At 62.4% G+C, this 13,070-nt stretch carries 11 protein-coding genes and 2 pseudogenes; 12 read left to right on the plus strand and 1 reads right to left on the minus strand.

Features of this window, described 5'->3' with window-relative positions; all coding sequences use genetic code 11:
- Positions 1–121: 121 nt before the first annotated feature.
- Positions 122–424, minus strand: coding sequence for a hypothetical protein (locus AC6IY7_RS15565; RefSeq protein WP_497780324.1), 303 nt, complete (start codon positions 422–424; stop codon positions 122–124).
- Positions 425–897: 473 nt separating this feature from the next.
- Between AC6IY7_RS15565 and AC6IY7_RS15570 the strand changes: the two genes are divergently transcribed.
- The 12 genes and pseudogenes from AC6IY7_RS15570 to AC6IY7_RS15625 all read left to right on the plus strand — a co-directional run bounded on the left by AC6IY7_RS15570 (position 898) and on the right by AC6IY7_RS15625 (position 13,068).
- Positions 898–1,500: an energy transducer TonB gene (locus AC6IY7_RS15570; RefSeq protein WP_497780325.1), complete on the plus strand. Its 603-nt coding sequence runs from the start codon at positions 898–900 to the stop codon at positions 1,498–1,500.
- Between the two features lie 140 nt (positions 1,501–1,640).
- Positions 1,641–2,372 carry an STN domain-containing protein gene (locus AC6IY7_RS15575; protein ID WP_497780326.1) on the plus strand — a complete coding sequence of 244 codons (732 nt, stop codon included), beginning with the start codon at positions 1,641–1,643 and terminating at the stop codon, positions 2,370–2,372.
- Between the two features lie 176 nt (positions 2,373–2,548).
- Positions 2,549–3,091 (plus strand): RNA polymerase sigma factor, encoded by a 543-nt coding sequence (locus AC6IY7_RS15580; RefSeq protein WP_497780327.1) that lies wholly within the window; start codon positions 2,549–2,551, stop codon positions 3,089–3,091.
- 342 nt (positions 3,092–3,433) lie between these two features.
- Positions 3,434–4,450: a FecR family protein gene (locus tag AC6IY7_RS15585; RefSeq protein ID WP_497780328.1), complete on the plus strand. Its 1,017-nt coding sequence runs from the start codon at positions 3,434–3,436 to the stop codon at positions 4,448–4,450.
- A 335-nt stretch (positions 4,451–4,785) separates the two neighbouring features.
- Complete coding sequence (locus AC6IY7_RS15590) at positions 4,786–6,450, plus strand: ShlB/FhaC/HecB family hemolysin secretion/activation protein (protein ID WP_497780329.1); 1,665 nt, start codon at positions 4,786–4,788, stop codon at positions 6,448–6,450.
- Positions 6,451–6,569: 119 nt separating this feature from the next.
- Positions 6,570–7,448: pseudogene (locus tag AC6IY7_RS15595) on the plus strand (DUF2341 domain-containing protein); the annotation flags it as partial.
- Positions 7,449–7,961: 513 nt separating this feature from the next.
- Positions 7,962–8,360: pseudogene (locus AC6IY7_RS15600) on the plus strand (MotA/TolQ/ExbB proton channel family protein); the annotation flags it as partial.
- Between the two features lie 5 nt (positions 8,361–8,365).
- The gene (locus AC6IY7_RS15605) at positions 8,366–8,770 is read left to right on the plus strand and encodes an ExbD/TolR family protein (protein ID WP_024881694.1); all 405 of its coding nucleotides are present in this window, start codon (positions 8,366–8,368) and stop codon (positions 8,768–8,770) included.
- Positions 8,771–8,801: 31 nt separating this feature from the next.
- The gene (locus tag AC6IY7_RS15610; RefSeq protein ID WP_497780330.1) at positions 8,802–9,545 is read left to right on the plus strand and encodes an energy transducer TonB; all 744 of its coding nucleotides are present in this window, start codon (positions 8,802–8,804) and stop codon (positions 9,543–9,545) included.
- A gap of 60 nt (positions 9,546–9,605) precedes the next feature.
- Positions 9,606–11,456 carry a putative porin gene (locus AC6IY7_RS15615; RefSeq protein ID WP_497780331.1) on the plus strand — a complete coding sequence of 617 codons (1,851 nt, stop codon included), beginning with the start codon at positions 9,606–9,608 and terminating at the stop codon, positions 11,454–11,456.
- 14 nt (positions 11,457–11,470) lie between these two features.
- On the plus strand, positions 11,471–12,052 hold the full coding sequence (locus AC6IY7_RS15620; protein ID WP_497780332.1) for a hypothetical protein: 582 nt from the start codon (positions 11,471–11,473) through the stop codon (positions 12,050–12,052).
- Positions 12,049–13,068: a peptidylprolyl isomerase gene (locus AC6IY7_RS15625; RefSeq protein WP_497780333.1), complete on the plus strand. Its 1,020-nt coding sequence runs from the start codon at positions 12,049–12,051 to the stop codon at positions 13,066–13,068. Before AC6IY7_RS15620 ends, AC6IY7_RS15625 begins: the two co-directional genes overlap by 4 nt.
- The last annotated feature ends 2 nt before the right edge of the window (positions 13,069–13,070 follow it).

The raw sequence follows: 13,070 nt of genomic DNA on the forward strand, positions 1-13,070 counted from the left end.
TTGCTGCCAAATCCGGGAATCTCGCTGTCCCTTTCTAGCAAGGGGACAGCAAAAAGGAGGAGGCAAGTCGCAGCGTATCCGAGCGTAGAGCTGCCGAAGGCGGCTCCGCCCGTGCGGCCTGCTAACCCGTTGATTTATCGTAGTCTAGCGTGGATTTTCGTAGGCGGGAGTGGTGCCAGGGGCGGAATCGAACCACCGACACTGCGATACGCAATCGCGTGCTCGTGAAAATGGGCAGATCTACGAATTGCGGATAGCTCAGAAAGCCAATCTTTTCATTGCCGGTATATGAGGCCGGCATGTTCGACATGTCGTGATCGGCTGTGAGCTGGCGGGCGGCGCGCGCGTCGAAGGCGCCGATGGCGATGAGCGTGGCGAGAGCGACGAAACCTTCGCCGAAGTGGCGGCGATCGAGAACGTCCATGGCCCCTCCTTCATTTTCACGGACATTGTGGCGCCGATCCGTCCGCCATCGCCGCTGGAAAAGCTGCGTGGCGATAGGCGTGACGCGCGTCTCGCGTGGAGCGGCGCTGGCCTCGTCGATCAGATGCTGTCATTCGCTTGATTTGCGCTACAGCCCACTAGGCGGCGGCTTGTCATCAAACGGAGATATTTATCGCATGTAAGTGCGTCGATCTAAGCGGAAGGCGGCGTGCGAGTGGGCGGAGTGCGCCTCGCCGCCGTCACAAAAAAGTCGTATTGGGTCGACTGAAAGCTCGCTCGCGAGTGGGCGTCGGGATTACGTCCGTTGGCGGATGTCTTGCTCTTTCGTCGCGTCGGACTGGGGTAGCTGGCATGTCGGATCAGGGTTCGCCGACTCCAGAGCGCGGCCGGGGGTCGGACTGGCTCGCAGTCGCCCGGCCGCTCGAGGTGAGATGGCTGGTCGGCGTAACGTTAATGGTGCCGGCGCTTCTCGCCGTGGGCGTCTACTTGCTGCGCCATACGCCGTCGTCGTCCTTTCCGAGGACGCAGGATTCGATAATCGAGGTCCGCTTGCTTCCTCCGCGCGAGCAGGTCGACCGCCCGCAGGAGCCGGCGCCGCCGAGGAACGGGATGGCGTCCGCTATGCTGTCCGAGCGATCCCTCGAACATTCCGAGCGGACCGTTGTCGCCCCGGACACGAGGCCGACGCAACGGGAACGGACCGTCGACACAACGTCTGTCGCAGAGGTTCCCGCTGCATCCTCGACCCGAATGCTCGCTTCGGACAATCGAGCGGCGATCGCCTTCCAAAAGGCGCTGCTGGCCCATATCGCCCGGTTTCGGCGGTATCCGGAAGAGGCACGGCGGGCAGGGCAGCAGGGAACGGTGCAAGTGCTCTTCGCCATGCGGCGGGACGGCGCCGTCACCGATGTGCAGATTCGGACCAGCTCTGGCCAGAGCGCTCTCGATGCGGCGGCTGCCGAAACGATCCGGCGGGCGCAGCCGCTGCCGAGAATCCCCCGCGAACTGCCCGACCGGCTGACGATTCTCGCGCCGATCGCTTTTGATATGCTCTGACGCGCGGACCATTCGTCGCAGGAATGGCGAGCGCAGATCGGAACGCGACGCGGCGGCGTCGTTGCGGATCGTAGGTGTTGAGAGTCATGGGCATCGATTTGTCGGTCAAACGGGTTTCTGCGACCGGGCGGGGGTCTTCCATGGGCGAGGCCGATCGCGTCCGCGCCGCGAGGTCGTCGTTCCTGCCGTCGGTTTTCGTAATGGCGTGGGTCGCCGCTTTCGCCTATGCGGCGTCGGCCCAGGACGAGGGCGCGCGGCAGGAGCCGACCCGCTTCTACGACATTCCCACGCAGTCGCTCGCGAGCGCGCTGGAGGCCTATGGCCAGGCGGCCGGCGTGCAAGTGCTCTTCGAGAGCCGCTCTGCGGCCGGACGCCGATCTGCGCCTCTGCATGGCAGCTTCACGGCGGACGCCGCGCTCGAGCGTCTTCTGGCGGGAACCGACGTCAAAGCTCGCTATGTCGGGCCCAATGCGATCACGCTCGAGCCGCTTGCGGCCCTCTCTGATTTGCCGCCTGCTCATCCTCTCGCCTCTGCTGATATGTCTCTAGATCCGCTGCAAGTTCAGGCGTCGAGGGACGGCGACCAAGAACAGGCGCTCTTGCGAGATTATAGTGACGCCGTCCGCAACGACATCGAGAGGGCTCTACGCAGAAATGCGCGGACGCGCTCGGGAAACTACCGTATCGGCGTCAAGCTTTGGGTGGACGATGCGCGCAGGGTCGAACGCGCTCAACTGTTCCAGTCGACCGGCGACAGCGAGCGGGACGCCGCGGTGAGCGCCTCTCTTCAAGGGCTTCTCATCAGCCGGGACGCGCCGACACATCTGCCGCTACCCGTTCGCGTCCTGGTCGTCGTCAAATCGCTCAAATAGACGCGGCGGTTCCCGATGACCGTCGAGATCGTGTCGCCACGGCGGCCGAACCGCGTCCGCATGGAGGATATTCGACGACGCCTCGAGCGGGGCTGTCATCAATTCGTCGTTCAACGCCGTTAGTGACTGCATGCTCTCGAGGTCTTGAGAGTCGGCGTCGTCGGGGCCCGAGTTCCGTGATACAGACCAATCGTGCGCGTTTGTGCAGTCAGCTCGTCGAAAGCTACGACGAATTGCTGAGACGACTCACGAGGCGGTTGGGCTCGTCGGATTTCGCATACGAAACGCTTCACGAGACATTCCTGCGATTGGACCGGGTGGGCGAGGCGGCGGACGTTCGAAGCCCGAAGGATTATATTTTTCGCACGGCCGTCAATATCGCCAAGGATCACAAGAAAGCCGGGCGCAATCGCGTGAGCGCTGCTGCGGTGGACGCAATTCTCGACATTTGCGACGAAGCGCCAGGACCAGCCCAGATCGCCGAAGCGCGCTCCGAGATCGAAGCTTTCACGCGCGCGATGGCCGAGCTGTCGCCGCGCCGCCGCGAAGTGCTGAGGAAAATCGCCGTCGAGGGTCGGACGGCGCAAGAGGTCGCGACCGGTCTGGATGTCACCACCCGAACCGTCGAGGCTGATCTCAGATATGCTTTGACGCATTGCGCGGATCGCTTGAGTCGCAAACGCGTGCTTCGGCTGGGGGGGCCACGGCCGAAGTCATGACGACGCGGCTGCGCCGTGGCGACGCGCCCCGAGAGAAGGGCGCGCTGCGCGCCGTCCAAAAACTCTCCGGCAAAATCGTCTCTCTTTTCTCCATCGCGTTTCGGGATAGGCGCGCGCCAGTCGTCTGATGTTCAGAAGGACTGGACTCTTTCGCGAGCGTCGGAGCGGACCTTCGACGACGAGAGCGGATGTCGTCTCGTTCGCGACGGCTTCGGTCGAGTCGACGACCCGATCGGACGGTTCCGCGCAGGACCGAAAAATGCGATGCGAGAAGATTGCTCCAAACCCATAGAATCGCATAAAGCTACGCGACGCTCTCGCCTTCTGAGGGAGGATTCTGGCGTGGCCGGCGCCGACGACGAGCCTCGAACCGTGAATGAGCCGGCCGATACGTGCGAGCCTCGCCCCCTGCTGGACGAAGCCCTAGGCTGGATCGCGCGACTGAAAGCCGGCGAGCCCTCTGCCGCGGATCTCGAAGAACTGCAGCATTGGCGCGCGCAGAGCCCTCTTCACGAAGAGGCGTTTCGGGACGCCGTGCGCGTCTGGCGTCTCATCGGCGTAGCCGGCCGGGAGCTGGCCGCCGAAGCGAGCGAGAAGACTGCCTCGCCGCCGCAAATAATGTCGCCGCGCCGGGCGCTGTCGCGTCGCGCGTTTGTCGGGGGCGCGATCGCCGCCTCGGTCGCCGGGGTCGCGCTCCTGCGCCCGCCGCTCGATCTATGGCCATCGCTCAAAGAACTCTCCGCCGACTACCGCACGGGCAAAGGCGAGCGGCGAGTGGTGGCCCTCGCTCCGGACGTTTCCCTGGAGATGAACACCCAGACGAGCATCGCGGTGAAACCGACGGAGGCGGCGTTACAGATCGAGCTGATTTCCGGGCAGACTGCGGTCTCCGTCGACCTGCCGCAGTCGCGGCGGCTCGTCGTCCTCGCAGCCGGGAGCAAGATCACGGCGAACCAAGCGCGCTTCGATGCGCGTTGCATTGATGGCGTCGTCTCGGTGAGCTGCCTCGAGGGCTCGGTGAGCGTCGAGCACGGCGAGTTCGCGCTGCGCTTCGGCAAGGACGAGCAGGTGTCTTATGGCGCCGACGGCGTCATGCGATCCTCGCGCGTCGATCCGCGTCGAGTGACCGCCTGGCAGGAGGGATTGCTGCTCTTTCACGACACGCCGCTCGCCGAGGTCATAGAAGAGGTCAATCGCTACCGTCCGGGCAAGATCATCATCGCCAACGCCGATTTGAGCCGACGCATCGTCGACGGCGTTTTTCGAGTCGATCGGCTCGAGGTTCTCGTGGAGCAGGTTCAGCGCCTGTTCGGAGCCCGCGCGCTGGCGCTTCCGGGCGGTGTCGTCCTTCTCGGTTGACCGGCCGCCGCACCACGGTGCGCAAATGCGATCCTCCCGAAATTCTCGCCGATCCGATCTCGCGAGGTGAGGGATCAGTATTTTTTCGCAATTTGATTTTCGGGTCCGGGCTAACCGAATCGTCTTTCCAACGAGGGAGTGCGTTTGATCGTCGCACCGGGCGGCGATCGACTGCCGGGAGCGTGCCTCCCGCGTTGGTGAGGAACCGAATGGTCTTGTCCAGTAGTGGGCCGAGCAGTCGCGCATATGCGCGGTTTCGAAGCGATGTCGGTCGTGACTTTCTCGCGGTTCTAGTGATGTGCGGCGGCCTGTCGGCGTCGACCGCGGCTTGGTGCATGGGAAAAGCGCAGAGCGCTGCGGCCGGAGGCGCCGCCGAGGCGACGTCCCCGGGAAAGGCGGCCACGGAGACGACAGCGCCCAAGCGGCCTGCCTCCGCGAAGGCGGCGTCGGAGAATTCCGCGTCGTCGGCGCGTTTCGATATCGATGATTTCGTCGTCGACGGAGCCGATCGACTGACGCAGCTCGAGGTCGAGGAAGCGATCTATCCATTCGTCGGCCCGGGTCGCACTGCCGCCGATGTCGAAAAAGCGCGCGCGGCCCTCGAAAAAGCCTATCACGACAAAGGCTTTCAGACGGTCGCCGTATCCGTTCCGCAACAAAATGCGCAAGGCGGCGTCATTGCCCTCAAGGTCGCCGAGCTCAAAATCGGCCGCTTGCGCGTGAAGAGCGCGCGCTTCTTCGACATCGACCAGATCAAGGCCAAGGCGTCCTCTCTAAAGGAAGGAACCGTGCCGAATTTCGGCGAGGTGACGAAAGACATCGTCGCGCTCAACCAATGGCCGGACCGGCGCGTGACGCCGGCATTACGCGCCGGCGTCGCGCCAGGCACGGTGGATGTCGATCTCGAAGTCGAAGACAAGTTTCCGCTCCATGCGAATATGGAGTTCAACAATCGCCGCTCGCCCAACACGACGCCTCAGCGGATCATCGGCACGGTGCGCTACGATAATCTTTGGCAGCTCGGTCATTCGCTGAGCTTCACCTATCAGGCGGCGCCGCAGAAACGCTCCGACGCCGAGGTCTTCTCCGCCTCCTATCTCGCGCGCGTGCCGGACGTCGATTGGCTGGCGGTGCTCGCATATGGGCTCACCTCGACGAGCGATGTCGCCACCGTCGGCGGCGTGAATGTCGTCGGGCCGGGCCAGACTGTCGGATTGCGCGCTGTGATGTCGCTGCCGGCGATCGAGAATTTGTATCATTCCGTCTCGGTGGGGCTCGACTATAAGCATTACGGCGAGGTCGTCAGGATCGGAACCGAAACTTCATCCTCCTCGCCGATCACCTATTATCCGCTCGTGGCGACTTACAACGCCACCTATCAGACCGAAAATTTCACGACACAGCTCAACGCATCGTTCACTCTGAACATGCGTCCCGCGAGCAGTGACGCGACCGCATTCGATAATAAGCGCGCCTATGCGTCGGGAAACTTCACGCACTTCAACCTCGATGTCTCGCATCTGCAGGAGCTGCCGGACGGCTTCCAAGGCTATGGCCGGATCATCGGCCAGATCGCCGACGGGCCATTGGCGTCGAGCGAGCAGATCAGCGTCGGTGGTCTCGACACCGTGAGGGGCTATCTCGAATCCGAGGTCCTCGGCGACACCGGAGCCGCCGGCACGGTGGAGCTGCGCAGCCCCAACATCGGCGAAATTCTGCAGGATGCGTTCAAACGCGAAGCCGGCGCGGATCGCCTGCCGGTGAGCCTGTTCAACGAGTGGAGGCTGTTCGGCTTCGTCGACAAGGGGGTCGTCGAAGTCATTCATCCGCTGGCCGAGCAGCAGGCGCATTTCAATTTGTGGAGCTATGGCTTCGGGGCGCGCATCAAGCTGCTCGACCATGTGAGCGGCATGTTCGTCTATTCGATGCCGATGATCAGCCAACTCTATACGCAGGCGAAGGAGCCGCGCCTGAACTTCCGTGTCTGGGGTGAATTCTGATGACGACGATGACGTTCGACATGCCCATTCGATCCGAGCTACGAGGCCGTCAATCGGCGCTCGAGTTCGCGCGCCGCCGCTTCCGCATCGCCTCGATGCTCTTTTGCGTCGCTACGATGATGACATTGTGGTCGTCCTCCGCATTCGCCTGGTGGAACGACGAGTGGCAGCTGCGCAAGAAAATCACCATCGACGCCAGCGCCTCCGGAGCCAATATCACGGATCCGATCGGCGCGACGCCGGTGCTGGTGCGACTGCACATAGGCAATTTCCGCTTTTCCTCGGCCAAAGAGGACGGCGGCGATTTGCGCTTCGTCGCCGGCGACGACAAGACGCCGCTCAAGCATCACATCGAGAAATTCGATCCACTTCTAGGCGAGGCGTTGATATGGGTGGCCGCGCCGAATGTGCAGCCCGGCGCAAAGACGGACATATGGTTGTACTATGGCGACAAAAAAGCCGTCTCGACCGCTGATCCGAAAGGCGCCTATGATGCGGACACCGCGCTAGTCTATCATTTCGCGGAGCGCGGAACGCCGGCGCTCGACTCGTCGGTGTGGGGCAACAATGCGTCGAGTGTCGGTCAGCCGGCCGATGGCGCGATCATCGGCGGGGGCTTGCGGCTCGACGGCCGCGCGCCTCTTATTCTTCCCGCGTCTCCGCCCTTGGCGCTCGCCGCCGGCGGCGCTTTTACCTTTTCGGCTTGGGTCAAGCCGGCGACGCTTGCGTCCGATGCGACGCTCTACAGCCGCCGCGACGGCGCCGACGCATTGACGATCGGCCTCGACAATGGCGCGCCTTATGTCGAGGTGACGACAGCGGGCGCGGTCACCCGCAGCGCCGTCGGCGCGCCTTGGACTGCGAACGCTTGGCGGCATCTCGCCGTTGTCGCTGGCGCGGGGCGCCTCTCGCTCTATGTCGACGGCCGTGCCTATGCGACGCTCGACGCCAGCGTTCCAGAGCTTCGCACGAGCGCTGCGATCGGCGGCGAAGCGGGCGCTCCTGGCTTCGTCGGCGATATCGACGAATTGCAGATCGCCAAGAGCGCGCGTCCGGCCGGTTTCATCAAATTCGCTGCGATCGGACAGGGACTGGATCCATCCAAGCTCATCTCCTTCAGCGTCGACGAAGAGACCGCGAGCTGGTTGTCCGGCTATATGGTGATCATCTTGAAGTCGGTGACGCTCGATGGATGGATCATCATCGGCCTATTGATGATCATGGCGGCGATCAGCTGGCTCGTCATGATCGACCGCGCGACCTATTTGAACAGGCAGGCGAAGGCCAATGCGCAATTCATGAAGAGCTTTCGCGAGCTCGCGACCGATCTGACCGCGCTGGATCACAGCGACGATGAGGATGTGGCGACTTTGGGCGGCCGCATCAGCGAGCGGGACGCAGACAGCATGCGGCCATCCTCGCTCTACCGAATCTATCATATCGGCGCTTCGGAGATCCGTCATCGCTTCATCGCCTCCGGCGTGCGCAGGGGAGCGCTTTCCGGACCGTCGATCGCGGCGATCCGGGCGGCGCTCGACAGTGGGGTCGTCAAGGAGACGCAACAGCTCAATCGGTTGATGGTCGTGCTGACCATAGCGATCTCGGGCGGGCCGTTCCTCGGGCTGCTCGGCACAGTCGTCGGCGTCATGATCACCTTCGCGGCGATCGCTGCGAGCGGAGATGTGAATGTCAATGCGATCGCGCCGGGCATCGCCGCGGCGCTGGTGGCGACCGTCGCCGGCCTCGGCGTCGCCATCCCCGCGCTGTTCGGATACAATTATCTCATCTCCCGCATCAAAGATCTGACGAGCGACATTCACGTCTTCGTCGACGAATTCGTGACGCGCATGGCGGAATCCTATTCGGAAGACCGGCTCGAGGTCGTCGAGCGGCGAATTGCGGGGGAGTGACGCCGATGAAGATGCAAGACGAAGCCAAGCCCTATGACGATATCAACATCACGCCGATGCTCGATCTCGCCTATGTTCTGCTGGTGATCTTCATCATCATGACGACGGCGACGGTGCAGGGCCAAAAGGTCAATCTGCCGAAGGCCTCCGCTGCTCCGAGCCTCGCCACGCAAACGACTAAAGCGATCACCATCGCCAACGACGGCAAGATTTTTCTCGACACGATTCCCGTCACCCTGCCGGAGCTGGAGCAGCGGCTCATCCAGCAGAAGGCGCTGACGCCGGAGTTTCCGATCGTGCTGCGCGGCGACGCGCAGGCGCAATATCAAAGCGTGATGGATGTTCTCGATCTCTTGTCGCGTATCGGCCTCACGCAAGTAGGGCTCGCCACCAAGCCGCTGGTGAAGTGAGCGACCGCGCACGAAATTCGGAGACGGCGTCATGAATTCGTCGACTGGACAAAGTTATCGTCGGCCGGAGCGTGAAGCTTTCCAGCATCGTAATGACGCGGCTGTGAGAGGCTGGCTGCGCCGCCATCGGGCGACGATCGCGGTCGGTGTCGCGGCTCTGTCGATCATCGTCGTCGTCGTCCTTTCCGGACATGACGATCTTCCGCCGCCTCGCCGAATTCACGAACTTTCCATCGTCAATATTCTTCAGCCGCCCCCTCCGCCTCCTCCCCCTCCGCCCGAGCAGAAGATGATCGAGCAGACGAAGGTCGACCAGCCGGAGTTCCAGGAGCCGAAGCCAGTCGATGAGCCGCAGAAGGCGGCGATCAAGGATGCGAAGAACGATCCGCCGCCAGGACCGCTCTCGCTCGACGCCAAAGCGCAGGGACCCGGCGATCTGTTCAATCTCGGCGGCAAGCCGGGTGGAAATCCTTATGGCGGCTCCGGCGGCGGAAGCGGATGGGGTTGGTATGCGTCAATGGTGCAATCGCAGCTTCGTTCCGCTCTCGAAGCGCACAAGCGGACGCGCAAAGCGACGATGCACGGCAATATCCGCTTATGGGCGGATCAGTCCGGTCGCGTGACCAGAGTGCAGCTCAACGGAACGACCGGCGACGCCGAGCTCGACGCGGTTCTCCGCAATGAGGTGTTCGGTAATCTCACTCTGCATGAGCCGCCGCCAAAAGGCATGCCGATGCCGATGATTATTCGGATCACCGAGCAGCGTCCGAGTTGATCGGCGCAGATAGTTTCAATCGAAGCCACGCATCGGGGCTGAAGAGTGCTGGGGAGTTTCATGTTCGAGAGAAAGTCGGGAGCGCGTCGCAGTTCGTTGGTCTTCGTCGCGTCTCTTTGCGCATGCGCAGGCTCGGCTCCGGTTGTCGCGCAGGATGCCGCGGACGAGGGAAAGACCGCGGAGCCGAAGCCGGCCAGAGTGTCGCGAGCCAAGCCGCTATCGCCCAATGCGACGATCAATCTGGTCAATCTTCTCGTCAAGCAGGGTGTGCTGACGGAGGAGCAAGCGAAGTCGCTCGTCGAGCAGGCGGCCAATGAGGCCTATGTGCAGCGCCAAGCGGCGAAGGATGCGACTGTGAAAGCGGGTGATGCGGCGAAAATCGCGGCCGCCGCCGCGACCGCCGCGTCGCCGCCGGGCGTCAAACATGTGACCTATGTGCCGGAGGTGGTGAAGCGGCAATTGCGCGAGGACATCAAGAAAGAGGTCATGGCGCAGGCCGAGAAGGAAAATTGGGCCTCGCCCGGCAAATTTCCGGAATGGGCGTCGCGCATCCGGTTCTATGGCGATATGCGCCTGCGATATCGCGGTATCTACTATCCCAGCGGAAACGATCAATACGACGCCGTCAATTTCAACGCGATCAACACTGGCTCGCCCTATGATGTGAGCAAGACCAACCCCTATTACTATCCGACCTATGACGTCACGCAGAATCGCGATCAATTCCGCTTTCGCGGCCGTCTCGGAATGGTCGCCGATCTTCACGATGGCTTTTCGGCCGGCTTGCGCTTTGCGGGAGGCGAGAATAATTCGCCCGTGTCGCAGAACCAGACCTTCGGCGCGAACGGCGGCAATTTCTCGAAATATTCCTTATGGATCGATCGCGCTTTCTTCAAATATCAGCCGCTCGAGGAAATTTCTCTCACCGCGGGACGAATGGACAATCCATTTTGGTCGCCGACCGATCTCGTCTGGTATCGAGACATCGGCTTCGACGGCTTCGCGGCGCAGGGCAAATACGAGATCGCCGAAGGAATCACCTCTTTCGTCGCCGGTGGAGCCTTTCCGGTTTTCAACACGGATCTGAACGCGGGAGTCAATTTGCCGGCCTATAACGGCGGCCCTCCGACGAAGCTGCCGAGCCACGATAAATGGCTTTTCGCGGGGCAACTCGGCGTCGCCGCCAAGCTCGATGATGATTATGCGTTCAAGATCGCCGCCGCCTATTATGATTTCAGCAAGGTGCAGGGAGAATTGTCGAGCCCTTGCCGCGTCTATAGCGCATCGGACGGGTGTGATACGGATCTGACCCGGCCGTCTTTCGCGCAACGCGGCAATACCTACATGCCGCTGCGCTCGATCATCAGCGACACTTCGAACAGTGGCGGGACGACCAGTCAATATCAATATTTCGGGCTCGCCCAGCAGTTTCGGCCGTTCGTCGCCTCCGGCGAGATCGACTTCGGACATTTCGATCCGGTTCATGTCGTTCTGAATGGCGAGTATCTGGTGAACACGGCCTTCGACGGAAGGATCAGGCCGGATATTCTCGCGAACAATCTGACAGGGGCATTCCAGATGAGCGCCAACGAGTGGTACCCCGGCAATTACGTGGGCGGGAAATACGGCTATCTCGCGAGCGCAACTGTCGGACATAGGGAAATTCGTCGTCTCTGGGATTGGAATGTCTTCGCCGGCTACAAATATCTCGGGTCGGATGCGATGGTGGACGCGTTCGTCGACGCCGACTTCGGACTCGGCGGCACGAATCTGAAGGGCTATTTCGTCGGCGGGAATCTCGGAGTCGGCAAGAATGTGTGGCTGTCGCTGCGCTGGATGAGTGCGAATAGCATCTCCGGAGTCCCTTACGCCGTCGACGTTCTGCATGTCGATCTCAACGGGAAGTTCTGATGATGCGAGTTCCGATGTTTTTTATCGCCGTGTCGCTCGCAGCCTCGACGATCACGGGCGCACGAGCGGACACGGAAGCGGACCGGCTTCGCGAGGCTTTGCGCGGCGCGATCACGCAACAGCGTGTGCTGGAGGATCAGCGCGCAGCGCTACAGGCAAAGCTCACTGAGGCGGAGAGCGAACGAGCGCGACTCAAGGACCAGGTTGGAGCGGCCAAGGCGGAAGTCAAGCAAGTCGTGAAGCAGAATCGCGAAGCAGTGGAGGAGTTCAATCGACGCATCGCAGAGCGCGACGAGACCTTGGAAAAGTGGAAGGCGGCCTATGAGGAGGCCGCCGATGTCGCGCGGGCCAAAGACGCGGAGCGCGCCAAATTCGAAGCGCAGGCCGCAGCATACAAGGCGAACGTCAAGAGCTGTAACGCCAAGAATGTGGAGCTGGCGAAGATCGGCCGCGATTTGCTGGAGCGCTATGAGGCGGCGAATTTCGCGGATCTCGCTGTGGCGAGCGAGCCGCTCACGGGCGTGCGGCGCGTCGAAATCCAAAATCTCCTGCAGGATTACAACGACAAGATCCTCGATCATAAGGTGAAGCCATGAGTCATGTGTTGTTCCGCGTTACGAGCCTTCTCCGGGGGGCGCGCGCTGTCGGCCTCGCGGCCGTGATCGGCTCGCCGGTGGGTGCGCTGGCGGAAACGCCCCCGGGCGGCGCCGTCGCTCCCAAGCTCAGACCTGCGCCGCAGGCGGCGAGCAAGCCGAAAGCATCTCCGGAGGCCACGAACGTCGACGGCAGATCGCATGAGGATGTCGTCGCGCATATCGGCGACAGCGACATCACCTCTGCGCAATTGCGCGCGTATGTCGCGACGCTCGGCGCGCGCGAGCAGGCGGCGATCGCCAAAGAGCCGGCGCTGCTCAATCAGATGGTGCGTCTCATGCTCAACGAGCGCGTCGTGCTGCAGGAGGCGATCGCGAAGAAGTGGGACCAACAGCCGCATGTCGCGGCCCAGCTCGAGCAAGTGCGGGAGCGCGCGCTCGTAGAGCTCTATCTGCAGTCGGTGTCGATACCTCCGGCGAATTACCCGAGCGAGGAGGAGCTGCAGAAGACCTATGACGCAAATCGCAGCGTCTTCGTCGTTCCGCGGCAGTTTCAGCTCGGCCATATTTTCGTCTCGGCGCCGAAGGACGCCGACCGCGCGATCGAGGATAAGGCGAAGAAGGCGCTCGATGAGATCGAGCGCAAGTTGAAAGCGGCCGGGGCCGATTTCACGGCGGTAGCGCGCGCCGGAAATGACGCCAGCGATGGAGGCGATCTCGGCTGGTTGTCGGAAGGTCAGATTCGACCGGAGATCCGCAGCCGCGTGATGGGACTTGCCAAAGGCGCGGTTTCGGAGGCGGTCCGCCTCGACGACGGCTGGCACATCGTCAAGCTGATCGACACGAAGGCGTCCTACACGCGTTCACTCGCCGAAGCGCGCGAGCAGCTCGCACAACAAATGCGGACCGAGCGGGCGAACGCGCTGCGCCGCGCCTATGTCGCCGAGCTGCTGAAGAAGCGTCCGGCTGTCGTCAATGAAATCGCCTTGTCGAATCTGCTCGACAGCGTTCGAAAATAATT

The sequence above is a fragment of the Methylosinus sp. is20ea genome (genome assembly GCF_059718135.1).

Excerpts from the sequence above, each read along its gene's own strand:
- AC6IY7_RS15565 (WP_497780324.1), bottom strand. The coding sequence starts at position 424 with ATGGACGTTCTCGATCGCCGCCACTTCGGCGAAGGTTTCGTCGCTCTC.
- AC6IY7_RS15605 (WP_024881694.1), top strand. The coding sequence starts at position 8,366 with ATGAAGATGCAAGACGAAGCCAAGCCCTATGACGATATCAACATCACG.
- AC6IY7_RS15575 (WP_497780326.1), top strand. The coding sequence starts at position 1,641 with ATGGGCGAGGCCGATCGCGTCCGCGCCGCGAGGTCGTCGTTCCTGCCG.
- AC6IY7_RS15570 (WP_497780325.1), top strand. The coding sequence starts at position 898 with ATGGTGCCGGCGCTTCTCGCCGTGGGCGTCTACTTGCTGCGCCATACG.
- AC6IY7_RS15590 (WP_497780329.1), top strand. The coding sequence starts at position 4,786 with ATGGGAAAAGCGCAGAGCGCTGCGGCCGGAGGCGCCGCCGAGGCGACG.
- AC6IY7_RS15615 (WP_497780331.1), top strand. The coding sequence starts at position 9,606 with ATGTTCGAGAGAAAGTCGGGAGCGCGTCGCAGTTCGTTGGTCTTCGTC.
- AC6IY7_RS15610 (WP_497780330.1), top strand. The coding sequence starts at position 8,802 with ATGAATTCGTCGACTGGACAAAGTTATCGTCGGCCGGAGCGTGAAGCT.
- AC6IY7_RS15625 (WP_497780333.1), top strand. The coding sequence starts at position 12,049 with ATGAGTCATGTGTTGTTCCGCGTTACGAGCCTTCTCCGGGGGGCGCGC.
- AC6IY7_RS15620 (WP_497780332.1), top strand. The coding sequence starts at position 11,471 with ATGTTTTTTATCGCCGTGTCGCTCGCAGCCTCGACGATCACGGGCGCA.